The organism is Neobacillus sp. NPDC058068, assembly GCF_042885335.1.
Lineage (GTDB): Bacteria > Bacillota > Bacilli > Bacillales > Cytobacillaceae > Neobacillus.
This window is the reverse complement of record NZ_JBHVSI010000003.1, coordinates 157531-181620: the sequence shown is the minus strand read 5'-3', so window position 1 is coordinate 181620 and position 24090 is coordinate 157531. Positions and strand designations below refer to the sequence as shown.

Annotated in this window: 26 protein-coding genes and 1 riboswitch; of the genes, 13 read left to right on the top strand and 13 right to left on the bottom strand. The window is 40.6% G+C overall.

Translation table 11 applies throughout. The annotated features are described in order from the left end of the window. Window positions 1–208 precede the first annotated feature (208 nt). The 3 genes from ACFVSW_RS05135 to ACFVSW_RS05125 all read left to right on the top strand — a co-directional run bounded on the left by ACFVSW_RS05135 (window position 209) and on the right by ACFVSW_RS05125 (window position 2886). A complete protein-coding gene (locus tag ACFVSW_RS05135; protein WP_387313036.1) occupies window positions 209–1066 on the top strand; it encodes a 5'-methylthioadenosine/S-adenosylhomocysteine nucleosidase in 858 nt (285 codons plus the stop codon). Between the two features lie 372 nt (window positions 1067–1438). Next, on the top strand, window positions 1439–1825 hold the full coding sequence (locus tag ACFVSW_RS05130) for a YmaF family protein (RefSeq protein WP_387313033.1): 387 nt from the start codon (window positions 1439–1441) through the stop codon (window positions 1823–1825). Between the two features lie 281 nt (window positions 1826–2106). Continuing rightward, window positions 2107–2886, top strand: coding sequence for a DUF2268 domain-containing putative Zn-dependent protease (locus ACFVSW_RS05125; protein ID WP_387313030.1), 780 nt, complete (start codon window positions 2107–2109; stop codon window positions 2884–2886). A gap of 91 nt (window positions 2887–2977) precedes the next feature. Here ACFVSW_RS05125 and ACFVSW_RS05120 read toward each other — a convergent pair whose 3' ends face one another. Further along, a complete protein-coding gene (locus ACFVSW_RS05120) occupies window positions 2978–3238 on the bottom strand; it encodes a hypothetical protein (protein WP_387313027.1) in 261 nt (86 codons plus the stop codon). A gap of 378 nt (window positions 3239–3616) precedes the next feature. On the opposite strand from ACFVSW_RS05120, the gene yjcZ reads away from it, so the two are divergent. The 3 genes from yjcZ (at window position 3617) to ACFVSW_RS05105 (ending at window position 4159) form a co-directional block, all read left to right on the top strand. After that, window positions 3617–3745 (top strand): sporulation protein YjcZ, encoded by a 129-nt coding sequence (yjcZ, locus tag ACFVSW_RS05115; protein ID WP_387313024.1) that lies wholly within the window; start codon window positions 3617–3619, stop codon window positions 3743–3745. Window positions 3746–3836: 91 nt separating this feature from the next. Beyond that, window positions 3837–3920: a YjcZ family sporulation protein gene (locus ACFVSW_RS05110; RefSeq protein WP_387313434.1), complete on the top strand. Its 84-nt coding sequence runs from the start codon at window positions 3837–3839 to the stop codon at window positions 3918–3920. Window positions 3921–4024: 104 nt separating this feature from the next. Beyond that, complete coding sequence (locus ACFVSW_RS05105; RefSeq protein ID WP_387313021.1) at window positions 4025–4159, top strand: hypothetical protein; 135 nt, start codon at window positions 4025–4027, stop codon at window positions 4157–4159. 274 nt (window positions 4160–4433) lie between these two features. Here ACFVSW_RS05105 and ACFVSW_RS05100 read toward each other — a convergent pair whose 3' ends face one another. Genes ACFVSW_RS05100 through ACFVSW_RS05090 form a run of 3 tightly spaced genes read right to left on the bottom strand, consistent with a single transcriptional unit; the run spans window position 4434 to window position 6019 of the window. Further along, complete coding sequence (locus tag ACFVSW_RS05100) at window positions 4434–4535, bottom strand: tautomerase family protein (RefSeq protein WP_387313018.1); 102 nt, start codon at window positions 4533–4535, stop codon at window positions 4434–4436. Window positions 4536–4569: 34 nt separating this feature from the next. Further along, entirely contained in the window at window positions 4570–5349 is a 780-nt protein-coding gene (locus tag ACFVSW_RS05095) for a DODA-type extradiol aromatic ring-opening family dioxygenase (RefSeq protein ID WP_387313014.1), read from the bottom strand. Between the two features lie 25 nt (window positions 5350–5374). Continuing rightward, window positions 5375–6019: an alpha/beta hydrolase gene (locus tag ACFVSW_RS05090; protein ID WP_387313011.1), complete on the bottom strand. Its 645-nt coding sequence runs from the start codon at window positions 6017–6019 to the stop codon at window positions 5375–5377. Between the two features lie 201 nt (window positions 6020–6220). Here ACFVSW_RS05090 and ACFVSW_RS05085 point away from each other — a divergent pair, with 201 nt between their 5' ends. Next, window positions 6221–6748, top strand: coding sequence for a cupin domain-containing protein (locus ACFVSW_RS05085; RefSeq protein ID WP_387313008.1), 528 nt, complete (start codon window positions 6221–6223; stop codon window positions 6746–6748). 173 nt (window positions 6749–6921) lie between these two features. Here ACFVSW_RS05085 and ACFVSW_RS05080 read toward each other — a convergent pair whose 3' ends face one another. The 6 genes from ACFVSW_RS05080 to dapA form a co-directional block, all read right to left on the bottom strand. Continuing rightward, the gene (locus ACFVSW_RS05080) at window positions 6922–7605 is read right to left on the bottom strand and encodes a FadR/GntR family transcriptional regulator (RefSeq protein ID WP_387313005.1); all 684 of its coding nucleotides are present in this window, start codon (window positions 7603–7605) and stop codon (window positions 6922–6924) included. Window positions 7606–7712: 107 nt separating this feature from the next. Next, window positions 7713–8855, bottom strand: a complete 1143-nt coding sequence (locus ACFVSW_RS05075; protein WP_387313003.1) for a glycerate kinase — start codon at window positions 8853–8855, stop codon at window positions 7713–7715. An 81-nt stretch (window positions 8856–8936) separates the two neighbouring features. After that, entirely contained in the window at window positions 8937–10289 is a 1353-nt protein-coding gene (gene gudD, locus ACFVSW_RS05070; RefSeq protein WP_387313000.1) for a glucarate dehydratase, read from the bottom strand. A 41-nt stretch (window positions 10290–10330) separates the two neighbouring features. Continuing rightward, entirely contained in the window at window positions 10331–11224 is an 894-nt protein-coding gene (gene garR, locus ACFVSW_RS05065; RefSeq protein WP_387312997.1) for a 2-hydroxy-3-oxopropionate reductase, read from the bottom strand. A 124-nt stretch (window positions 11225–11348) separates the two neighbouring features. Beyond that, window positions 11349–12674 carry a gluconate:H+ symporter gene (locus ACFVSW_RS05060; protein ID WP_387312994.1) on the bottom strand — a complete coding sequence of 442 codons (1326 nt, stop codon included), beginning with the start codon at window positions 12672–12674 and terminating at the stop codon, window positions 11349–11351. A gap of 25 nt (window positions 12675–12699) precedes the next feature. After that, window positions 12700–13596 carry a 4-hydroxy-tetrahydrodipicolinate synthase gene (gene dapA, locus ACFVSW_RS05055; RefSeq protein ID WP_387312992.1) on the bottom strand — a complete coding sequence of 299 codons (897 nt, stop codon included), beginning with the start codon at window positions 13594–13596 and terminating at the stop codon, window positions 12700–12702. Window positions 13597–14008: 412 nt separating this feature from the next. Between dapA and ACFVSW_RS05050 the strand changes: the two genes are divergently transcribed. The 6 genes from ACFVSW_RS05050 to ACFVSW_RS05025 all read left to right on the top strand — a co-directional run bounded on the left by ACFVSW_RS05050 (window position 14009) and on the right by ACFVSW_RS05025 (window position 21368). Further along, complete coding sequence (locus tag ACFVSW_RS05050) at window positions 14009–15043, top strand: CdaR family transcriptional regulator (RefSeq protein ID WP_387312989.1); 1035 nt, start codon at window positions 14009–14011, stop codon at window positions 15041–15043. Window positions 15044–15170: 127 nt separating this feature from the next. After that, window positions 15171–15371, top strand: a riboswitch (cobalamin riboswitch). 148 nt (window positions 15372–15519) lie between these two features. Continuing rightward, entirely contained in the window at window positions 15520–17154 is a 1635-nt protein-coding gene (locus ACFVSW_RS05045) for a hypothetical protein (RefSeq protein ID WP_387312986.1), read from the top strand. 32 nt (window positions 17155–17186) lie between these two features. Then, complete coding sequence (locus ACFVSW_RS05040; RefSeq protein WP_387312983.1) at window positions 17187–18071, top strand: DUF4430 domain-containing protein; 885 nt, start codon at window positions 17187–17189, stop codon at window positions 18069–18071. 95 nt (window positions 18072–18166) lie between these two features. Further along, the gene (locus tag ACFVSW_RS05035) at window positions 18167–19048 is read left to right on the top strand and encodes an energy-coupling factor transporter transmembrane component T (RefSeq protein WP_387312981.1); all 882 of its coding nucleotides are present in this window, start codon (window positions 18167–18169) and stop codon (window positions 19046–19048) included. Continuing rightward, window positions 19030–20706 (top strand): ABC transporter ATP-binding protein, encoded by a 1677-nt coding sequence (locus ACFVSW_RS05030; protein ID WP_387312978.1) that lies wholly within the window; start codon window positions 19030–19032, stop codon window positions 20704–20706. The genes ACFVSW_RS05035 and ACFVSW_RS05030 overlap by 19 nt, the downstream gene beginning before the upstream one ends. 14 nt (window positions 20707–20720) lie before the next feature. Further along, window positions 20721–21368 (top strand): ECF transporter S component, encoded by a 648-nt coding sequence (locus tag ACFVSW_RS05025; RefSeq protein ID WP_387313431.1) that lies wholly within the window; start codon window positions 20721–20723, stop codon window positions 21366–21368. Between the two features lie 65 nt (window positions 21369–21433). On the opposite strand, the gene ACFVSW_RS05020 is transcribed toward ACFVSW_RS05025, so the two are convergent. The 3 genes from ACFVSW_RS05020 to ACFVSW_RS05010 form a co-directional block, all read right to left on the bottom strand. Then, a complete protein-coding gene (locus tag ACFVSW_RS05020) occupies window positions 21434–21859 on the bottom strand; it encodes an OsmC family protein (RefSeq protein ID WP_387312976.1) in 426 nt (141 codons plus the stop codon). 179 nt (window positions 21860–22038) lie between these two features. Beyond that, the gene (locus ACFVSW_RS05015) at window positions 22039–22608 is read right to left on the bottom strand and encodes an SCO family protein (protein WP_387312974.1); all 570 of its coding nucleotides are present in this window, start codon (window positions 22606–22608) and stop codon (window positions 22039–22041) included. Window positions 22609–22683: 75 nt separating this feature from the next. Next, a complete protein-coding gene (locus ACFVSW_RS05010) occupies window positions 22684–24081 on the bottom strand; it encodes a sensor histidine kinase (RefSeq protein ID WP_387312972.1) in 1398 nt (465 codons plus the stop codon). Between the last annotated feature and the right edge of the window lie 9 nt (window positions 24082–24090).

Below are 24090 nucleotides of genomic sequence, written 5' to 3'. Positions count from 1 at the left end.
AGGCACCATCATCTTCTTAGAGAAGATATGATGGTGCCTGTTTTATTTCAATAAAATATCCCGTAAATGGCTAAAAATCATTGTCAAAAAGGATGCTCCCGTGCTATTGGATAGATTCTTCATCGCTGAAAGATAATATTACCTAAATCGAATCGTAGTATTCTACAGCATCGAAATGGATGAGACTAATTTTGGAGGAGGTCTTTGGATGAGGATTTTTACGGCATTACTAATGATAATAGCATTTTTTCTAGCTGGATTTCCTTCCACGAAGGAAGCAGCAGGCAGCCGCCAAAAAGACAATCAGCCCATTGCTGTTCAAGGAGCGATGGGCATCGAGATTTCTGTTCTTCTTAAAGAAATGGGGCAATATAAACAAGAGACCCATGGTAATTATACCTTTTATATTGGAAAAATAACGGGGATTCCCGTCGTCATATCCAGAACCGGAATCGGTATGGTTCATGCGGCTGCTTCGACCGCATTACTGATCGAACACTATCATCCAAGGGCAATTATTAATCAAGGAACGGCAGGAGGACATGACCCGAATTTCCGTGTATTTGATTCCGTGATTGGTGTGGAGGTGATGAATATCGGCAGGCTTAGCTCGGAGCGATTAGATGAGGGGCAGGGAATTCGTCCAAAAACATGGAAATTCGTCAAAACAGAAATGAGAGAAAATGGGGAAATAAAAGAGTATGCCTCATTTAAGAGCAACCCCGGCCTTGTGAAAGCGGCGTTACGTGCCGCCCCTAAGTATAAGCATGGAAAAGTAGTGGTCGGGAAAGTCGGCAGTTCCGACTTTTGGAACAGGGAAGTAGACCGAATTCACTGGTTCCACAAGAAAGCAGGTACAAGTGTCGAAGAAATGGAAGCCGCTTCTGTTGCACAAGTAGCAAAAGGCTTCAACATTCCTTTCCTATCAGTCAGAACAGTCTCAAACTCTGAAGTTTCAGGTGATAAAATAGAAGATTTAGAAACCGCCGGTCAATATTGCGCCGAATTTGCCGTTGAAATCGTCAAGACCATAGGGACAGGCTCCTTGTCCCACTTGGCGAAATAATGAAAATGGGACGAGGAGCCCTCGTCCCTTCACTGAAAAATAGAAAGCTTTGATTTATCTTTTTGGACCTAATGGTTCTTTTTTTTTTGCAAGGCTGTGTTAAAGCACATTGTTGATTGGAGTGGAAGGCGCGAGACTCCTGCGGGAGCAGCGGGACAGGTGAGACCCCGCAGGCGCTTTAGCGCCGAGGAGGCTCACCGCCCGCCCCGCGAACCGCTCGCGCCTGGAACGGAAATCAACATTCACTTTTAACAGAGCCTTTTGCAAATTTTAATAAAGTAATCATAACCTTCCAATCTAAAAAAATAGTAAGTATTAATTATAGACCATTATCATAAAGTGTAAAAAAGAATATGGAAGGTGGTAAATCGTATGGAAATAAAGGTTACCGGATTTGTTGTTCATTCAGCAGATTCAAATTTGGATTCTGAGCATTCTCATACTTTATTTCTAACTTCATGGGACGGAAGACCAATTCATAGACATCATTTTGCAGGAGTAACCTCTTTTAATGGTGGGCACGAACATCGATATGCAGGTACAACAGAGCCTGCACCCACTGGAGTGCCCCATACCCATAATTACCATACCGTTACTTCCTTTAATGACGGGCATAAACATGAAATTCGAGGCGTTACTGGTCCTGCTGTCCCTTTGCCAAATGGTGGACATTTTCATAACTTTCAAGGCGTAACAACTGTTAATGGCTCCCATCCACATTCACATAGATATAGCGGCAAAACTAATCCTAGTGATTAGGAATACCCTTTGGAAAGTCAACAAATAATCTGATGTCTAATTTCTTTTATAATACCACTTAGAAAATCTTTTAAAATCTTCACTTGTCCATTCCTTTTTAGTTCCAGTACATATACTATTACTACCGCCGAACCAAATCACATATTTATACCTCTGAAGAAGCATTTGCATGTATTGCAGATGCTTCTTTTTATTTTGGAGAGTGTTTAATCAGCTTCGGAACGTTTATAAGCTAAGTGCATAATGTATTTTTAATGAAATATGTAGTTAGGGGTGCAGATATGGGAGTGATTAGAACAGATCAGTGGTTACACAATTCATATCATAAACCAATTGAAATATGTGAAAAGTTAATCGTACACTTTGAGGATGCTTCAGCTTCCGAAATCTACGATTACTTAACTCAATATGGAATGTACCATCCTCTCAGGAACGGAAAAGAGGTAGTGAGAAAGTTACAAAAAAATAAAGTATGGGAGATTCTACACGAGGAATACCTACGACTTCAAAAAGTGTGGGAAGGACCAAATATCCCTATTTTTATTTTTCCATCAGATATTCACAACCGAAAATTAAAACAGGACTTTAACGGAAAATCAGGTTTGGCCTTCAAAGATAAACTACTTTTATTTATTTCAGAGGATAACTTAGAAAAGGAAATAAGGGCATTGTTTACACATGAGTATAACCATGTTTGTCGGTTATCCAAGTATCAAAAAGACGAAGATGATTACGTATTGTTGGATACAATCATTTTGGAAGGATTAGCTGAAAATGCAGTAAGTGAAAGAATGGGTGAAGAATTTTTAGCTACGTGGACATCATATTATTCCAATGAAGAACTAAAGAAAATGTGGAATAACATAGTGTTCCCAAATAGAAATATTCTAAAAAGTGATAGTAAACATCAAAACATATTGTATGGATTACGTTTCTATCCGAAAATGGCAGGGTACAGTGTTGGATATTATTTGGTTAAGAATTATGTTGAAGCAACTAACAAAACAAGTAAGGATCTCCTAAATATTCCTTCAGATAATATTGCTCAAATAATAAGATAGTACTATAAAACGGAAAATAAACAGACGAAAAAATTTTTTCGTCTGTTTTTTGTAGGACCAAGAAATGATCAAATATAATAATTTAAATGAACTACCAAAAGAATAGAGAAAGTACAGCTAATGAAGCAATGGTACCAAGCGCGATTCCAGCGCCCCAGCCCCAGCCCCAGCCCCAACCTCCATAACCAAAACCGCCTAGGTTTCTAGGTCGTCGTCCCATTGGTTGAAGAAAAACTCTGTTGTTGGCAACACGATGAATGATTCCCCTATGGATTCTCCCGTCATGGGTTCTGATTTCAACTGCTCTACCCATATGTCTATGACACAATCCATGAAAATGTTCAACTGACATTTTTTCACCCCCAATTTCTTTTGAAACATACGACATTATACGTATTGAATGAAATATTGAAATGGACAAGTGTAATAGGTGATTAGTGGAAATATTAAATCCCATCTGCAAAACTTTTTAAAATCAGCACTTGTCTATTCCTTTTTCGTTCGATTGCATATGATATTACTACCTCCGAACCAGTTCCAAATAGATTTTCCTCCGAAGAAGCGTTTGCATTTATTGCAGATGCTTCTTTTCATTTTTAGAAGGTTTCAAAACAGTTCACGAACATTTTCCTTTCACTTATGATAGGTGTCCAATCAGCCCTCGTCCTTTGAAATATATATATAGGGTAAATTGTTTCCCCTCTAATTTTCCAATAGGTGGTGAAAAGATATGTGTTTCGGATCATGTGGTTACGGCGGAGGTTATGGCTACGGTGGTGGCTATGGCGGTGGCAGTACTTTTGTATTAATCGTTGTATTGTTCATTTTGCTAATTATCGTACTATCCAGCGTCTGTTAGTTCGTTATTAAACCTAACGATATGATTTTTGCCATTGAGTAAGGTGCGTTTAAATAAATAATTGCTGGAGGTGTTATACATGGGTGATGGGATGGGAAGCGCTTTTGCGTTAATCGTTGTATTGTTTATTCTCCTTATCATTGTAGGAGCTTCTTTTATGAGCGGCGGCTACTAAATTGTACAGAACTTAAGGCAGGTTAAATTAAACTGTCCTATTGAATATCAACGTCTGAAATGAACGGAGGATGAATTAATTGACATTTGGATTTAGGGGATTTGATGGAAGAGACAGGTTTTTTCGTGACGGCTTTAGAAGAAGACGGTTTTTCCCTTTTGAAAGAGAATTTTTCCCGTTTGAATTCGAAAGAAGAAGACGCTTTGAATTCGAAAGAAGACGACGCGGATTCTGAGTAAGCAAATGATTTAAACAGGGGTTTCCATGAGTGATATCATCCCTTTATAGTAGACAGACAAATGAAAAATGATTATCAGCATTAAGACAACTGCAAATTTTTATAAAAAATAATCACTTGTCCAATCCTTTTTAGTTCCATTGCATATGCTATTACTACCACCGATATCAAGATCACATATAGTATCCTCCGAAGAAGCGTTTGCATTTATTGCAGATGCTTCTGTTTATTTTTAGTAATTTTTAAAAACAAGAAGGTTTAACCTCATTCGGAGATTAAACCTTTTTAAAGCTCACAACAGAAGTAACCTCTGAAATCAATTGCCGCTTTAATTCTGCAGATCTTCCTTCAATTAGATGGACTTGAATGATATTCATGTTTTATGACTCCATTTTTATCATTTCCGGAACATTATCCAAACTGCCATACGCTGTGGCTAAGGTTGCCATATCGAAAACTGCGGTGAAGTAATGTTGCTTTTTGGCTATCGTCTGCTGCTCCCATCGCATAAAAAATAGGTATAAAATGTTCTGACCCATATGGAGGTACAGCAATTTCTGCATTTGGAGCTAGTGAAACATAATTAAATAGTGATGGTAAATCCCAATTTTGCAAATGATGTGCTAACCAATCTTCAAATTCTAGTGCCCATTGATCAACCTGTCCATTGTCATTCCACTTTACCGCTCTGAGGTTATGCACTGTACCTCCACTGGCAATTACTAAAATGTTCTGAGCTCGTAATGCTGACAAAGCCTTCCCAATTTTATATTGCTCATCTGGGGTAAGTCTAGAATTGACGGACATGGAGATGACTGGAATATCTGCATTTGGATAAAGTAAGCGGAGAACAACCCAAGCACCATGATCCAAACCACGTTGTGTATCAAATTCAAAGGATACTCCACTCTCAGTAAATAATCCCTCTATTTCTTTGGCAATTTGTTGATCTCCATGCGCAGGGTATTGAATTTTGTAAAGAGCTTCATCAAACCCGCCAAAATCATAAATCGTGTTATATTGTTCAACATCGCTAACCTTTTGGACGTTAGATTCCCAATGAGCTGAAAATAAAATAACCGCCTTAGGCCGAGGCATATTTTGCCCCAATTGAGTTAAAAATTTTGTATACTCATTATTTTCGATTGCAAGCAATGGTGCACCATGAGCTACAAATAATGATGGCATCATCTAAATTTCCTCCCTTTGTTTTTATTTATTTTTGTACATCATTTAATAGCCATGTTTGAAAATCTTGTAGATTATTTTCACTTACCGTGTGCCCTTCAGAATACGTATTAAACGTTACAGGAATGCCTAACTTAGTGAAATATTCGACATTTTCTTTACCCCATTCAAATGGCAGAACCTGATCGAATTCCCCATGTGAAATAAAAATAGATAAATTTTTACCAGGATTAATAGTGTATTCTTCTTTTACAAATTGAGGTATATAGCCGCTTAATGCGACAACACCTTTTATTTTGTTACCAAGTGTTAACCCTAGAGTCATAGAAACAATTGCTCCCTGACTGAAGCCTAGCAGGAATAATTGGTTTAGATCCAGTGGATATTGTTCAGATGCATAATCAATAAAGTGTGTTAATTTATCGATCCCTTCATCGAATATTTCCCGATGTGGTTTACCGTAGCCCTGGATAGTAAAGTAAGCGTACCCAGGTCCTTGGGATAGATGCCCCCTTACACTAAATATATAAAAGAAATCCTCTAACCCATCAACCAACGAAAGCATGTTGTGTTCATTACTGCCAATCCCATGCATGACAAACAATGCGGGATACTTCTTCCCTGGAATAACATTCTTTGGGCGACGCAGTTCATAAATCATTGGGGTTTCCATTCAGTTATCCTCCTTGTATTCAACAAATGTATTTTAAACAGGAAAAATTTATTTATACAAACAAACAAGAAACACTTTAGGTTTCTTCATATGAATATTTGTTTTCTATATAAAAATACCAAAAACAATCTTGGCATGTCAATTATTATTTTGTTAATATAGAACTAAGTTTACTAATATGAAACTTTTGAGGTGATCAACATGAATATCGGTTCTAAAATACGTGTGATTAGAAATAGAAAAAAAATAACGATTGCCCAAATGTGCGATGGAACTGGTCTTTCAAAGGGTTTTATCAGCAATGTTGAAAACAACAACACATCCCCATCAATCAGTACATTACAAACAATCGCCAATTTCTTAAAAGTCCCCTTACCATATTTGCTTTTAGAAAAAGATGAACACATGACTGTAATCAGGAAAAATGAAAGAGTATTCACGATGTCTAAAGACTCAGATTTAAAGGTCGAGCATTTAGGATCTAGAGAAGGATTAAGCATCAGACAAGTTGAATTTCCTCCTGGTGCTTCTACAGGGGAAAAAAATGCACATGAAGGTGAAGAATGCCATTTAGTCCTTAAGGGGAAAATTCTTGCGGAACAAGGCGAAGACACATTTATATTAGAAGAAGGAGATACGTTCAGTTGGTGCGCAGGTGTCCCTCACTTTGTGAAGAATATCGGGGAAGAGGCTGCTGTTGTGTTAATTGCAGTTTATACCGAAGGATAGAGTGAAGCATAGGGACGGTTCTTATGCATCAAAAAGAGCTGTTATCTGTTCGTAAAACGATAAAACTTCAAGAATTCCTACAGGATGGTTGGATTGAAAGAAAACACTCACTAGAGGTAGGAATTAGGACTGAAAGGAAGCAAAAGAACCGTCCCCGTGCTTCCCTGGTGTCCCTATTTTAGGACTTTTTGGCGCACGTAGTCGAGGTGGAGGTACATTTGGTGGAAGGCTTCGAATGGGTCTCGATTCACTAGTGCTTCGTATATGGCTGTGTGATGTTGAATGGTTCGTTCTGGTTCACGGACTCTTATCTCGCTGTTAATTTTGACATGGGTAACGATGAGCGAATCGATCATCCCTTCGACAATCGGATTATCGGCACTTAACGCAATGATGCGGTGAAATTCAATATCTGCTTCCCCGTAGTTATTGTCTTTGCTGCTTGCAATGTCATCAATTGTTTGTTTTAAGCGCACAAGGTCTTCATCACTTATTTTTTCCGCAGCCATGGTAATTAATCCTAATTCCAATGCCATACGCGCCTCGACCATCGCTTGCAGGTTATCATGCGCTAAGGCTAGCATGACCGAAAAGGGATGACTGCTGATTTTATTGTTGAAGAACGTGCCTTCCCGTGTTTTACGGGTAATAACCCCTAACGATTCAAGTGAACTGAGTGCCTCCCGTAACACAGGACGGCTGACCTCTAGAATATCCATTAATTCCATTTCCGTCGGAAGCTTATCACCAGGCTTCAACTGTCCACTGATCAAGAGTTGAACAATGCTTTCAAGCACTTGCTTTGATAACGTGTTACGATTTAACGATTCGACTTTTATTTTCGGAGAATCTTTCATCATAGTGCTCCTCGAATTTATACTTTTAGTAAACCTATTATAGTATATCCCTCACCCCAAATGAACTTTTAACTGAAAAACGCTGCCGGAAATAACCGGCAGCTCATTCAACTTTTATCAACATTAATTTTCAAAACGCGGCAGATATTTTCTGCAGCGAATGCTAAATTAGCTTCTCCCGCATCCAGTGCTTCCTCTAATGAGGTGACGCCATTTAAGATGCCGACTATGGCGGTAAATCCATTGTCATATAAAGCCTCGACACCCTCGCCAATCCTGCCTGCAAAAGCAATAACAGGTATAGAAGATTGATTGGCAATGGAGGCTACCCCGTATGGTGTCTTACCAAACAAAGTTTGCCCGTCGATACTGCCTTCTCCTGTAAAAACAAAGTCGGCACCTTTCATTCGCTCTTCCAGCCCGGTATACTCAATGACAAGCTCAATCCCTTTTTCTAATCTTGCATCAAGAAAGGCCATTAACCCTCCGCCTAGTCCGCCTGCGGCACCTGCACCTTCCATATCGGCAATATCCTGATTCAATTGCTGTTTAATCATCTCAGCAAAATGCGCTAAATTTTGATCAAGGAATACTACTACTTCAGGGGTTGCTCCTTTTTGCGGACCAAATATCGCTGAAGCACCATTTTCACCAACTAATGGATTTGTTACATCACAGGCTACATCAATTTTCACCTTTTTTAATCGTTCGTCGATGCCACTTACATCAATTGAATGTAGCTGGTCTAGGGCGCCGCCGCCAAATGCCAGTTCTTCACCGCTGCGATCCTTAAAGGAGACACCAAGCGCCTGGAGCATGCCTGCTCCTCCATCGTTCGTTGCACTTCCGCCAATGCCAATTAAAATTCGGCTCACACCTTTATCTAGAGCATGTTTGATTAATTGACCCGTACCATATGTGGTGGTCCGTAATGGATTGCGATCTTCAGGTTTGATTAATTCCAGGCCGCTTGCACTTGCCATCTCAATGACAGCAGTGCTGCCCGCATCAACTAGACCATAATCCGCTATTACCTTTTCCCCTAATGGGCCGAGAACTTCGGTCCTGATCAACTCACCGTCCATCATACTAACGAGAGATTCTACAGTCCCTTCCCCGCCATCAGCCATAGGAACAATCACACATTCCGCGTCAGGAAATACTTTCTTTATTCCTTTTTCCATAGCAAGGGCAGCATTTTTCGCCGTCATACTTTCTTTAAACGAATCGGGCGCTAGCACAAACTTCATAACAATCTGTCCTTTACATTTATTTATTGTAATGATTTGGAAAGGAAAGGGTGACTGTTCCAGCCACCCCTTAGAATTTCTTTAGCGAACAAGGCATGGGCGTTTGTTATCAAATTTCCAATTTGGAACAAGAAACTGCATTCCCACTGCATCATCCCGGGAACCTAATCCCATATTTTTAAATAATTCATGGGCTTTATAAATTTGCTCCATGTCCACTTCCACGCCAAGACCCGGCTTGTCAGGAACCGCAATGTCCCCATCGACGATCTGGAATGGTTTATGCGTTAACCGTTCAGTACCTTCCTGCCAAATCCAATGCGTGTCAATCGCGGTAATATTACCAGGTGCAGCCGCTGCAACATGCGTAAACATCGCAAGTGAAATGTCAAAGTGGTTATTGGAGTGGGACCCCCAAGTTAGTCCCCATTCATGACACATTTGCGCTACGCGTACAGATCCTTGCATCGTCCAGAAGTGTGGATCAGCGAGTGGAATATCAACAGATTGCAGGGCAATCGTATGACCCATTTGACGCCAGTCTGTTGAAATCATATTGGTTGCCGTCGGAAGACCTGTTTGTCTCCTGAACTCAGCCATCATTTCACGGCCGGAATAGCCATTTTCCGCACCGCATGGATCCTCAGCATAGGTTAAAATTCCATGCAGATCCTTACATAACTCCACAGCTTCATTTAATGACCAGGCCCCGTTTGGATCCAAGGTAATCCGGGCATCCGGGAATCTTTCTTTTAACGCTTTAATGGCTTTAATTTCTTCCTTGCCCTCTAAAACTCCTCCTTTTAGCTTAAAATCTTTAAAGCCATATAGCTTTTGAGAAGCTTCAGCAAGACGGACAACCGCTTCCGGTGTTAATGCTTCTTCATGGCGGATCCGATACCATTCCACATCAGAATCAAGATTGCTATAATAAGGAAGGTCCGTTTTAGTGCGGTCGCCAATATAGAATAAATAGCCTAAGGTTTTTACCTTATCGCGCTGCTGGCCTTCCCCTAAAAGGGCTGCAACCGGAACATTTAAATGCTTTCCTAATAGATCAAGCAATGCTGCTTCAATGGCTGTTACCGCATGGATGGTAATCCGCAGATCAAATGTCTGCAATCCGCGGCCTGCTGAGTCACGGCCTGCAAACGTTTTTCTAACATTATTTAAGATATTATGATATTGACCAATAGATGAACCGATGACTAATGATTTGGCCTCTTCAAGCGTTTTACGAATCCCTTCACCGCCAGGTACTTCACCGACACCAACATTACCATTACTGTCTTTTACAATCACAACATTCCGAGTAAAATAAGCACCGTGTGCTCCGCTAAGATTGAGCAGCATGCTGTCATGACCGACCACAGGATATACGTCCATTTCTGTAACAACTGGAGTAACATTAACAACTTTCTCAACTGTATTCATCGCGATCTCTCCAATCAAAATGGTAAATTTTTTTAAAAAATTTATCGTGTTACTTCAACATTCGCTAATTTTTCATAGTATTTTAATAGACCGCTATGATCATCAAGTTCATGGCCATCCACCTTTAAGGCATACATCATTTCTAACACAGCTGCTGTTAATGGGGTTGGCGCGCCAAATTCATGGCTCGTTTCCAAGGCATTCGTTAAATCCTTGATGTGTAAATTAACCCGGAATCCTGGTTTGAAATTGCGATCAAGCATCATTGGAGCTTTGGCCTCTAAAACCGTACTTCCTGCTAACCCGCCGCGGATCGCTTCAAAGACAGCCTCTGGGTTAACGCCTGCTTTTTGTGCTAAAACAAATGCTTCTGAAACAGCAGCAATGTTTAATGCAACGATGACTTGATTGGCAAGCTTTGTAACATTACCAGCACCGATTTCACCGACGTGGACAACGGAGCCAGCCATTGCCGCCAATACTTCCTTCGATTGTTCAAAAACTTCCTTCTTACCGCCGACCATGACAGAGATGGTTCCATCGATTGCTTTTGGCTCCCCGCCGCTGACAGGCGCATCAAGCATATCGACTCCTTTTTCAACTAAGGCACGATACACTTCCTGTGAAGCAGCAGGGGCAATCGAACTCATATCAATATAAATTAATCCTTCGCGGGCGCCATCAATCAGACCATTTTCACCCAATGCCACTTCTTTTACCTGTGGAGAGTTTGGCAGCATTGTGATGACAATATCCGATTTTTCCGCAATTGCCTTTGGCGTAGATTCTACTTCTGCACCCAATTGTTCAAGTTCTTTCGCAGCCTCTTTATTAAAATCACTCACAATCAATTGATAACCGGCTTTGATTAAATTCATGCTCATCGGCTTACCCATAATTCCTAGGCCGATAAATCCAATTTTCTTCATATTCATCTTCACTCCTACAAATATTTTTATATAAAGAGAAATGCTCTCTTATTCACAAATGTTGAGAAACGTTGCGGGCAGTAAATCAGCTATTGATCATTCTACTGCCCGCGGTTTTTTCAAAAATGGATTAACCTACAAATAGATTTAGAAGCAATACACCGGCCAAACCGAGAATCGCGAGAGCCGTTGTATAGGTCGTTCTTGTTTTAAGCGCATCCCCAACGGATAAGTTGAGGTATTCTTTATACATCCAGAAACCAGGGTCTGTAACGTGTGAGAAAGCCACACTGCCGCATGTAACAGCAAGGGTCATTAATTCCATACTTACACCAGAGCTTTGTGCGATTGGCAGGACAACACCGGCAGCCGTCATAACTGCTACAGTTGCCGAACCAAGGGCAATACGAAGGATCGCAGCAATTAACCAAGCGAGAATAATTGGTGAGATATCCCATCCATTCGTTAAATCTTTAATATAATCAGCAATACCACTATCGACTAGTACTTGTTTAAAGGCACCGCCTGCACCGATAACAAGAATGATCATCGCCATCGGTTTGACACTATTTGCACAAGATTGCATAACATCTTTCATTGAACGCCCTACTCGCGTTCCTAATAGATAGAAGGAAAGCACCAGCGCAATCATTAAGGCGATTGGGGCAGATCCAAAGAATTCCATCGCATATCGAAAACTATTCTCTTTTGGTAATGCGATTTCACATACCGCAGATATTCCCATTAGGATAACTGGTACAAGAGCAGAGGTAACACTCGCTAAGAAACTTGGCATTTCTTCTTCTGTAAAGATTTTGTTTGATGCTAGTCCCTCTGGGATACTTGGATTGATCTTTTTAACAAACGGTAATCTCGGCCAAAGCATCGCGATGAAACCGCCTACAGGAATAGCAATGATGAGACCATATAATAGCGTTAATCCCATACTTGAACCAAAAACCCCTACAACAGCCGCAGGTCCTGGATGCGGAGGGAGGAAACTATGTGTGGTAGATAATCCAACTGCTGTTGGAATCGCGATCCAAAGCAAGTTCAATTTTGTTTGACGAGCAACCGTGAAGACAAGCGGAATCAATAACACGAATGCGACTTCAAAGAACATCGTAATTCCAAGGATATAAGCCGCGATCAACATCGCAAGTTGAACTCGTTTGATCCCCATCTTGTCAATTAAGGTATTGGCAATCCGCTGGGCAGCCCCGGAATCAGCCATAACCATCCCTAACATCGCACCAAAGCCTAAAATCAAAATCAAGCTATTCAGTTGTCCGCCGATACCGCCTGATATGGATCCAAGCAATTTGTCCATCGGCATTCCTTGGAGAAAACCAACCAGTAAAGCGGCAGCGATTAAGGCAATAAATCCATTCATTTTCATCGGCATCATCAAAATTAAAATGAGGGCGACGGCTAAGGCAACATATAATAATGGCATTGTCTTTTCTTCCTTTCAAAGGGAGTTAAATAGATTGATATAATTCTAAATCTTTAAGAACATCTACCAAAAGCTGCTTACTTTCAGGATTCATTTCGGCTGCAGGCGCAAAGGCATAGCCAACATCAATCCCAACCATTCTTAAGCCCTCTTTTAAAACGACAGGGAAAGTGGCTTTATCAACCGCTAGTCTTAATGGTGCCAGTTTAAATTGCAGTTCAAGTGATTTTTGATAGTCGCCAGCCATAAATGTATTGTAAATATCGGATACTAGTTTAGGAGCAATATTTCCGGTGCTGGCAATGGCACCGCTTCCTCCATGGCAAAGTCCTGCATAGATGAGCGTATCACGGCCAGCTAGGACTGAAAATGTTTCACGATCGGTTACTCTTAAATACTCGGCCATTTTCGTCATATCGCCGCTTGAGTCTTTAATCCCGATAATATTGTCAACCTTGCTGAGTTCCTCACATGTCTTCACATCAATTTTCACCTGTGTCCGGCCTTCATTCCCATAAAGGATAATCGGCAGGTCCGTTGATTTGGCAATCGCTTTAAAGTGTTCCGCCAGCTCCTGCTGTGTTGGTGTCATAAAATAAGGAGTAAGCACAGACAGAGCGGAAACACCGCCAATTTCTTGAACCATTTGAGCTGTTTGAATACAGTCTCTTGTCGTAATCTCACTCGCCCCGCAATAAACAGGGACCCTGCCAGCGGTATGTTCCACTGTTACTTCTACAACCCGGCGCTTTTGTTCGGGTGTCAGCCCGTAAATTTCACCGCTGCTTCCCAGTATAAACAACCCATGAACGCCACCATCAATGGTGTAGTCAATGACTTTTCTTAGTGCATCTTCCATTAGTTTCCCATCTTTGTCCAATGGTGTAACTAACGCGGGAATGACCCCTTTTGGCTTAAACATCGTTGGCTCCTCCTAGCTCTTTTTGTCTTACAACTAACTCAGAATTCTTGTGGAAAACACTTAGATTGTGAATCTTTTCACATTCATATCATAAACGGTTTGGGAGAAAAAATCTTCGTTCAGTTCACTAAGGTTATTTTTCCTTTTTTGGTCATTTGAACAATAAATTTTTAGATTCATAGATGTTTCTGGCAATGGAAATAAGTCAAGTGGCGATTACGTGACGGTAAATGAACAATTTTATTACTTCCAGTGCATTTTTTAGTAACCGTTTACATTTCTTATTGTATAATTGTCTTACAAATATATCATCATTCAAATTAATAAGAAAATTCGATATTTTTTGGGCAAATACACAATGCATTCTTGTCATAATCTCAAACTCTCATTCATAGTTAAGGAGGTTAACCCGATGAAAATTAACAAAATTCTCGCTCAAGAGATTGCGGATAAGGTGATGAAGGTCATTCCCTATAATGTAAATATTATGGATGAAGTGGGCTTAATTATTGGAAGCGGTGATCCCCAAAGAATCGGCACCTATCATCAAGGGGCGATTTCAGCGATTGAACAGAAAAAGATTATTTCAATCTATCATTCAGAAGGTCCCTCAAAACCGGGTGTCAACATTCCCATCCACTTTAGAAATAAATTGATTGGTGTGATTGGAATCAGTGGGGATCCAACTATCGTTGGGCCGTTCGCTGAATTAGTTCGCGTCACTTCGGAATTATTAATTAACCAGGAGTTTTTATTTAAAGAGCGACGAATTAAAGAGCAATTGAAGGAAGAGTTTTTGTATCAATGGGTCTTTCGAAACGAAGAATATGATGCTGCCTTTATCAATGACGGCGAGGCAATCGGGATTAATATGCGTCTTATGAGAAAAGCAGTGATTGTGCAGGGACACATCCCAAAGGAACCTAGTTTACTTGATCAGGAATATACGTTTAGATTAAATCAAAACACCGTATTATTTATTGTGCCAAGTGATCGTAATATTTTAAAAAGATTGCAAGTTTCCATTTCAGAGGATGATACGAAAATCGGTGTCGGTACAGGTTCTACTCATGTGGCCAAATCTGTAAAAGAGGCAAAAAGAGCCATTGAAATTACCGAAAAAATGCAATTCCCCCCAGCATGCAGCTTTTACGAGGACGTAACATTTATTGATTATTTAACAAATAAGGATATATCCTTTGACGAGATGAGAGATTTTTATCAGGAACTGGATGAAAATCCAAAAGGCCATGAGCTGATGGAAACACTGATCTGCTATATTAAACATAGCGGTGATATGAATGCGATTTCAAAGGAACTCCATATCCATCGAAACAGCTTAGCCTATCGCCTGCAAAGAATCGAAATCCTAACAAACAAAAATCCCAAAAAATTCACCGACCTCTTCCAGCTCTTCACAGGATACGTCCTTTATAAAATGCAATAGTGGGACGTTGGGACAAGCGTCTTTTGTTTTTTTGACAATAAATTTTTCGCGACTAGCAGTCCCTCTAATATTTACCAATATCCCATTGAATTGTTGCGATAAATGGGTTATGCTAATTTGTGACAATTACATAGTATTGCATATTGGTTTTTTTGCAGACGATAAGAATGCAAGAAATGAAAAGGGAATCATGTGAGAATCATGAACGGTCCGGCCACTGTAATTGGAGAGCAACCTTCTATTCAATGTCACTGAGTTACATACTCGGGAAGGCAGGAGGAAGCAATGACCCAAAAGTCAGGAGAACTGCCAAAATGTATTTTTGTGGAACCTTCCGTGAAAAGGCGAAGCTTAGTTTGTATGCATATATTGGTGTTTTCCGTTATCCAGTTATATTTGATATTAACAAAGCCTTGATCTTCTTTATGGAGAATCAAGGCTTTTTTTATATAAAAATTCATGAGGAGGGTTTGATTTTGCGTAAATTACATTTTATTTCCACCTTTATCATCACCTTAGTATTAACATTTTCACTTACTATTCCTGTTTTCACATCCGCTCAAGTAGCTGCTGCTGGGCAGAATGAGGTAGAAACTAGTAATCTCTCAACTATTAATACAGCGATAGCTCGTGCTGTAAATAGTATTAAACAATCGCAATCAGGTATAAATAGCGAATGGGAAGCGGTTGGCATCGCCCGTTCAGGCGAGGAAGTCCCTTCTAGTTATTATGAGGATCACTTTTTATCGACACTTGATTCTCAAGTCATTAATGCCAGTCGGGTAAAAATCACTGATGTTGAGAGATTGGTGATCGCGGCTTCGGCGATTGGAAAAGATCCAACGAATCTGTATGGGATGAATCTAGTCGAGAAAATCTACAATAGTGTTGATTGGACCCCTGGAACGGATTCAATGACCGCACAAGGGATTAACGGCCCCATATTTGCCTTAATTGCCTTAGATAGTCAACCATTTGATATTCCAGCGAATGCCAAGTGGACGAAAGAAAAATTATTGAACGAACTACTGTCCCGCCAAAATGCAGACGGAAGCTGGTCATTATTTGGGACGAGCCCAAGTTACGATATGACGGCAATGGCGTTAATAGCAATTGCTCCTTATAAGTCTCAAGAGAATGTGAGGACAACCATCGATCGTGCTGTTCAATTTTTATCAGCAAAACAAGCAACAAATGGTGGTTTTAATGACCCCTTTGTTGGCGGCGTTTCCAGTGAAACAACATCACAAGTCATAATCGCCCTGTCCAGTGCAGGGATCGATCCAACCTCAGCCGCTTTTACGAAAGAGGGAAATAATTTACTTAGTCATTTATTAAGCTTCCAATATACGGACGGTGGCTTTAAACATATTCAATCACAAAATAAAGCGGATGCGATGGCAACCGAACAAGCGTTACAGGCATTAGTAGCCTACAAGCTATTTTTGGAAGAAGGAGGATACCTTTATCAATTTCCACCTGAAACTAAACCGACCATTACCGTTGAGGGGGTAGAAGACGGTCAAACGGTCAATGATGAGCAGTTAAACATTACTGTTACTGCCTTAAATGGGAAAGGGGAGAATATCACGCATACGCTCACTTTCAACGATTCTGACCTTGCAACCAATGCCGAGGGGCATTATACCCTCCAGTTACGTGAAGGGTTAAATACCATTACCGTTACTGCTTCTAGTAAGAAGGACACAACCATCCAAACCTATCAAGTGACCTACGAAAAAATTGGTAACGATGATTCGAATGTTCCGCCGGCTGGAAATGACCCAGATGTTCCGCCTGCAGAGAATGACCCAGATGGTAGCAATCCAACTGACAATGAACAGCCGACAGATCCTAGCGATAACAAGCCGGACACCACTGACCAACCGGAAACAACTGACACGAACAACCCTGACAACAGTATCAAGCCAAATCAGGACAATGGTCAAAGTGTTGAAACGGGAACAGTGAGCACGAATTCCAGCACAGGAAATGGATTGCCAAAGACAGCATCCCAACAATGGAATTTGATTTTGCTGGGTGCTTTGTTAACCCTAATCGGAGCTGTTATATACAGCCTGAGGAACCTTAAGCTAAAAATGAACAAGTAATGGAGGGAGGGAAGCCTTTTTTAGGCTCATTCATGAAACGTTCTACTAAACTTTTATTATCTATTTTTTCTATATTTATAGTTACGATAGGGATCATTGGTCTGGTCTATGGGTTTGGGGATAAAAATGGCCATGCAGCAGCAGACCAGTCAGCTCCTGTAGTGGAACAAACGAAACTAGATATTCCGGCAAAGAATAAAGCTAGTAAAGTAGATGAGGATAAGTCGGAAATACAGGAAAGTAATGAAGCTGAGCAGGTTGATGTGGCAAGTAATAACGTCGCAAGTAATAGTGTGGCAAGTAATAGTGTGGCAAGTAATAGCGTGGCAAGTAGCACGAAAGATCGTACACCAGCAAAGAATAGTACAGTGCCATCGACACAAAAACCAGTTGAGAAAAAGCAAACAGTCTCTTCTTCTAAACAGGAAGAAACCAGTCAGCCATCGCCAAAGACCAGCAGTGATAAATCCCCCACGATTGCTAATGGTGAGCAGAAGAATGAAAATCCTGAGAAGAGTGACAAACCAAAAGATACAAGTGATACACAAACACCTGCTTTATCAAAAGTTTCTTTGTCCATCATGGCCGATAAAGAAACCGGTACAATCCTACCTGCAACCACAGTGGAGATTAAAGAAGGAGACACCGTGCTGGATGTGCTAATAAAGATGACAAGAGAGAAGAAAATCCCCATGTCCTTTCGCGGAGGGACTGGGGCCACGGCTTACGTTGAAGGCATTGATAACCTATTCGAATTCGATAAAGGCCAAGGAAGTGGTTGGATGTTCAGAGTAAATGGCATTTTTCCAAATAGAGGTGCCGGTGTCATACCACTTTTAAATGGCGATCGAATTGAATGGCTCTATACGCTTGATTTAGGAAAGGATCTTGGCGCTGAGCTTAAGCCGTTCCGATAATGATTCGCTGTAGAAACCAGCAGTAGCCGAACTAGTTCACGTTTATGCCACCGCCAGTTAGTGGCGGTGGTCTGATTTTTCAAGGAGGTGTCGACATGAGTACATCCACACAGAATCATCATCCGTTTATACATTTGCTGTATTACGGATGTGTAGGCTTGAATGTCATGCTTTTTTTACATCCGATTTTCCTGATAACAGCAATTATCTTGCTCCTTCTGATTAATCTCCTGCATGGGAATAAGGAAAAAGTAAAAAAATCCTTTCCCTTTTTTATTGTGATGGGATTGATTGTCATGATCCTAAATCCATTTTTTGTCCATCGCGGTTCGAACATATTATTTTATTTCCGCGATAACCCGATTACACTTGAGGCCTTACTTTATGGTGTCGTCATGGCGTTCATGCTTATTAGTATTTTAGTGCTCTTTCTATCGTTTAACCACGTCCTTAATGGCAGAAAGTTTATGTTTTTATTTTCAAAGGTTTGGCCGCAATTAGGATTACTGCTGATGCTCACCATTCGCTTTGTCCCGCTTTTTATTCGCAGATGGCGGGAAATTTATGAAGTTCAAAAGGTTCGAAATTATTCCATGTCCCAAGGCACTGTGAAAACAAGGGCAAAAGTAGGCATGCTTTATATGCAGAAGCTTCTGACCTGGTCCTTAGAAGAGGCCCTGCAATCGGCAGAGTCAATGAAAGCCAGAGGATATGGCTTATCAAGAAAACGGACAAGCTATCAAACCTTTCTCATGACGGCAAAGGAATGGGGAATGATGATTGTTCTCTTAGGATTAACCATGATCGGCATTGTCGGTGCTAAGCAAAAGCATGGGGTATTAACCATCTATCCTGAACTAGGCACGCTGACATTTACCTCTCTGGATTGGCTTTATTATGGAATCTTTTTCTTGCTCGTCAGTTTTCCACTAATCGTTGAAGGAGGGGAACAACTAAGATGGCGTATATCAAGATAGACAACGTAAGCTTTCAATATCCGGATTCCTCCCATCATGCACTCAATCAAGTATCGTTCACCATCGAAGAAGGAGAATTCATTGTGATCGCCGGGCCGTCTGGTTGTGGGAAAACCACCCTTCTCAAATTGTTAAAAAAAGAGCTCACGCCTGTCGGGGAGTTGTCAGGAAAAATCACCTACAAAGGCATGCCACTAGAATCGGTAGCGGAAAAAACATCCTCCCAAGAGATTGGCTTTGTTTTTCAAAATCCTGAGAATCAAATAGTCATGGAGGATGTGTTAAGTGAATTAGTTTTTGGCATGGAAAATCTTGGGGTCAACTCAGAGGAAATGCGACAAAGAGTGGCGGAAATGGTCCATTTTTTTGGATTAGCTTCATTATTACAAGCCGACACCCATACATTATCCGGCGGTCAGAAACAATTAATTAACTTAGCTAGTGTATTGCTCTTAAAACCAAAACTATTATTATTAGATGAGCCAACATCACAATTAGACCCCGTTCAATCGAAAGAATTTCTGCAGTTTTTAAAACGATTGAATGAGGAATTTGGCATCACAATCCTATTAGTCGAGCATCGGTTAGAAGAGTTATATTCGATTGCCGATCGTGTGGTGCTTCTTACTGAAGGTAGCCTGCAATACATAGGAACCGCTAAGTCGGTCATTCATCAAGTCTGGACGGAAAAGGACGAACGATTCTTACCATACCTTCCGTCTGTATCAAAGTTGTTTTATTATGTTCAATCATCAGGATTCGCTCTCAACGAAGTACCGATTACTGTCAAAGAAGCTCATAAATGGTTACATCAGCTTCAAGAAATAGAGGGTAGCGAACCGGACACTCCACCAGCTAATCCAGACAGGAAAATCAGTTTACAGTGCAAGCAAATCCACTATAAATATAACAAGGATGACGCTTATGTTCTAAAAAATTTATCCTTAAACGTCTACGAAGGTGATTATTTAGCGATTGTTGGTGGCAATGGGTCAGGGAAAAGCACGCTCCTAAAATGTTGTACCGCAATCATTAAACCGATAAAAGGAACGGTATTACTGAAGGGTAAAAAAATCAGAACGTATAAAAAGGCAGATTTAGAACGGGAGATTGGTTATCTGCCGCAGAATCCGTTGCTGTGCTTTATGGCCGAAACACTGGAAGAGGAACTGATGAACCTAGCAGCACGATTCCCAATAAGTAATCCCAAAGAACGAATTGCATCGTTAACGAAACAATTAGGGATTGATCATATACTCTTAAAACACATCCATGATTGCAGCGGGGGTGAGCAGCAAAAAGCTGCCTTAGCAACCATTTTATTTTCCAGCCCTAATGTGCTGCTCATTGACGAACCGACAAAAGGGATGGACCCCGTTTCTAAGCAACAGTTTGCGGAGATGCTTAAAGAACTGCACGAAAAGGGCATGACAATCATAATGGTGACCCATGATATTGAGTTTGCTGCAAGTCACGTCAACCGGTGCTTAATGTTATTTGATGGGATGATCACGGTTGATGGCCGCACTGAACAGGTGCTGAAAGGCAATTATTTTTACACAACGGCCATCAATCGGGTGACAAGAGACACCCATGTACCTGAAATATTAACATTGGAGGAGGCTTGTGCAGCTTGGAGACTTCCCGTTCAATCTTAATCACTTCATCCCTTATGGTCCTTGGGCTATTATTTATATCGGTATTACTATTTGACGATAAGCCTTATATGATCGTCTGTACAGCGATCATCGCACTAACCACGATACCATTATTTGCCCGCTTCGAATTGAAGAAAATAGAGAGCAAAGAGATTGTCTTATTGGCGGTCCTCGCCGCAATTGCCGCGATTAGCCGCGTCCCCTTTGCGCCATTGCCAAGTGTCCAGCCGACAACCTTTGTGATCATCGTCAGTGCCATGGTACTCGGACCTGAGGCGGGCTTTATTATTGGCGCAACGGCAGCGATTGTCTCCAATATCTTTCTTGGTCAAGGACCATGGACCCCTTGGCAAATGTACGCATGGGGAATGGCTGGATTGGTGGCAGGCATGCTTCGTCATACCCGCTTTATGAACAATAAATATGGATTATCCATTTATGGATTTGCGGTTGGTTTTCTATTTGGCTGGTTCATGAATCTATGGTTTATCCTCGGATTCCTGGGTGACTTTACATGGGCAACCTTCGTATCAGCCTATATCGCTAGCTTTTATTTCGATCTAGCCCACGCCCTTTCAAATGTTTTTTTCCTATTTCTATTTAGCACAACCTGGATGCACATCCTAAAACGCTTTCAACGAAAATATGCCATCCTGACCTAGGATGGCATGAGAGCTTAGGGGGGCTGACACCAAGTTCCAGTAAAAAGGCATTTATTTTTAAAAAGTTATATGTCCTTTTCTCCTTTAACACCATTGATGGAATAGCTTACGGTTATTTCCGAATTTAAGGAATGGGAGACGGAACAATATTTGTCTTTTGATAATTGAATCGCTCGGATGACCTTATCTTCCGGCAATTCTCCATCAAACGCATAATGGATGTTTATGGTTGTGAATCTTTTGGGATGCTCCTCTGCACGTTCGCCAGTAACATCCATTTGGAAGGCGGAAGGCTCTATGCGCATTTTATGCAAAATTGAGATAATATCCATTCCTGTACAGCCTGCAACGGCCTGCAGCAGTATTTCTGTAGGTCGCGCCCCCGTGTTCTCTCCCCCGACTTGCGGATCCGCATCCATTTTAAATTCATGCCCAGAGGGAGTAACTCCCCCAAATGCCATTTTTCCTTTCCAGTTAATTGTAAAGTCCATATTCATACCCCTTTCCCGTTTTATTCTAACCAATCTGAGCATTCCTTATTTCCAATTACCTGGATGGTGCCTAACACCTGGGATCACTTAATGACCGTAATCAGGAAAATGTGGGTTCTAGGGCACAAATGGGGCTGGATTGTTACCGCCTACCTCCAAAAATCGAGGACACGGCACAATTAGTGCTTTGCGATTTTCTTTATATCAGTAATTATCTCTGGAAAATGAGATTTTTGAAAGCCATACTGGTTCACAATCTTCCCATTTTGATCAATTAGATAAAATCGGGTTGAATGAATCACCTGATTAGATGAGTTCGGTTTTTGGATCAGTGTATGAAATTCTTCAAGTGCAAATGTTTCGATTTCCTTTTGCCCATACCCAGTCAGCATATGCCAGTTTGCTTCAGCTTTCGTAAATTTCCCCAAATATCCTTTTAATTTATCGGGCATATCCACCGTTGGATCGACACTGAACGAGACAAACTCAACAGGAAGATCTTCCTTCCTGATGGCATCACGAAGTTCAGTCATACTTGCTGTCATCGGAGGACAGACCGTTTCGCAATTCGTAAATACGAAGTCAGCGATCCAGATTTTCCCCTCTAGGTTTTTCGAGCCGAATGGCTGCTCGTTTTGATCTGTAAATGTAAATGGTTTGATTTGATAGGGTATATCTTTGTTCATCCCGCATGCTGTTAACAAGATAAAAGATAGCGGGAGTATTAGTAGACATATTTTTCTCATCATGCTTGTTTCTCCTTGGTAGGTGGCCCGTTTACAATAGGACGGCCTTTTAATTAGACACTCCCTCGAATTGCCGAGCTATTCTTCATAGAAAGCGGGAATTTGAATCATAACAATCGTCCCCTCCACAGGATCGCTTGATATCGAAAAAGTACCATGATGCAAGGTAACAATTTGCTTCACGATCGAAATACCTAATCCAAATCCACCGGTAGATCGGCTACGTGCCTTGTCTGTTCGAAAAAAACGTTCTCCGATTCGAGAGAGATCTTCTTTATTAATGACATTTCCTTTATTGGTAACACGAAATACCATCATTTCAGCTTCTGCTCGTAACTCCACCTTTACTTCACTTGCGGGCGGCGAATATTTTATCGCGTTATCAATAATATTATAAAATACCTGCTCTATTCGCTTCGTATCCCCACAAATAATAATGTCCTCATGAATGATCATTTGGGTTTGAATATTCTTTTGTGCCAGGCGAATCTGAAAAAGGTCGATCGTGTCAAAGAGAAGCTGGGCAATCGCAATTGGTTCCTTTTCTACTCCATACAAATTTTCTTGCAAATAATTCAAATCAATCAAATCATGAACAATTTTGTTTAATCGCTCCGTTTCTTTTTCAATTGTAGTTAAATAACTTTCGGCTTCCTCTTTAGAAGAATATAAATTTTGTTTAAGTGCTTGTGTATAACCACCAATATACGTTAATGGTGTCCTTAATTCATGAACAACATTTGAAATGAACTCTTTTTTCCGTTCTTCTTGCTTTTCCAAAGATGAACTCATTAAATTGAAGGCTTCCGCAAGTTGACCGACTTCATCCATTTTATCTGGGTCAAGCCGACTTGAGTAATTTCCGTTTGCTACCTCTTTAGACAGTTGTTGAATGTCCGTTAATGGCTTGAATAGGGAATTTCGAATTCTATTCACGACAATAAACAACAAAATGAAATAAATACTGCCTACAAGAATGAGGATGGGAATACTCCCTTGAAAAACTTCTTGCATGGCCGCTAGCGGGACATAGATAAATATCAGCCCAATCAGCCCGTTATCACTCTGAATAGGAAACACTGCCCCAACAATATTTCGGTCCATTTCTTTCACATGACCTTCTTTAATAATATAGTTTCCCTGTGCTAATTTCTTCTGATCACTTTGTTTAATCAAGTGTTCACCGTCAATGTTATAAGGAAAATGATCATCAAGCTCTTCAAAACTACTAACGACAATCACTTCATATTCAGAAACAACGTTAAACCAATGGATTTTATCAATGATTTCATCATTTAATGACCCATAATGAAAATGGGAGGCGGTATTTTCTCCTTGATAAATCACCGAATCACGGATGCTTTTTAAATATAAGTCTTTGTAAAGAAAATGAAGGAAGAGAAAAGAAAAGAAAATAGTGCAGGCAATAATCGCTAAAATTAGGACAAATACTTTCTGACTTAGAGTAAACTTCATTGTCTTCAC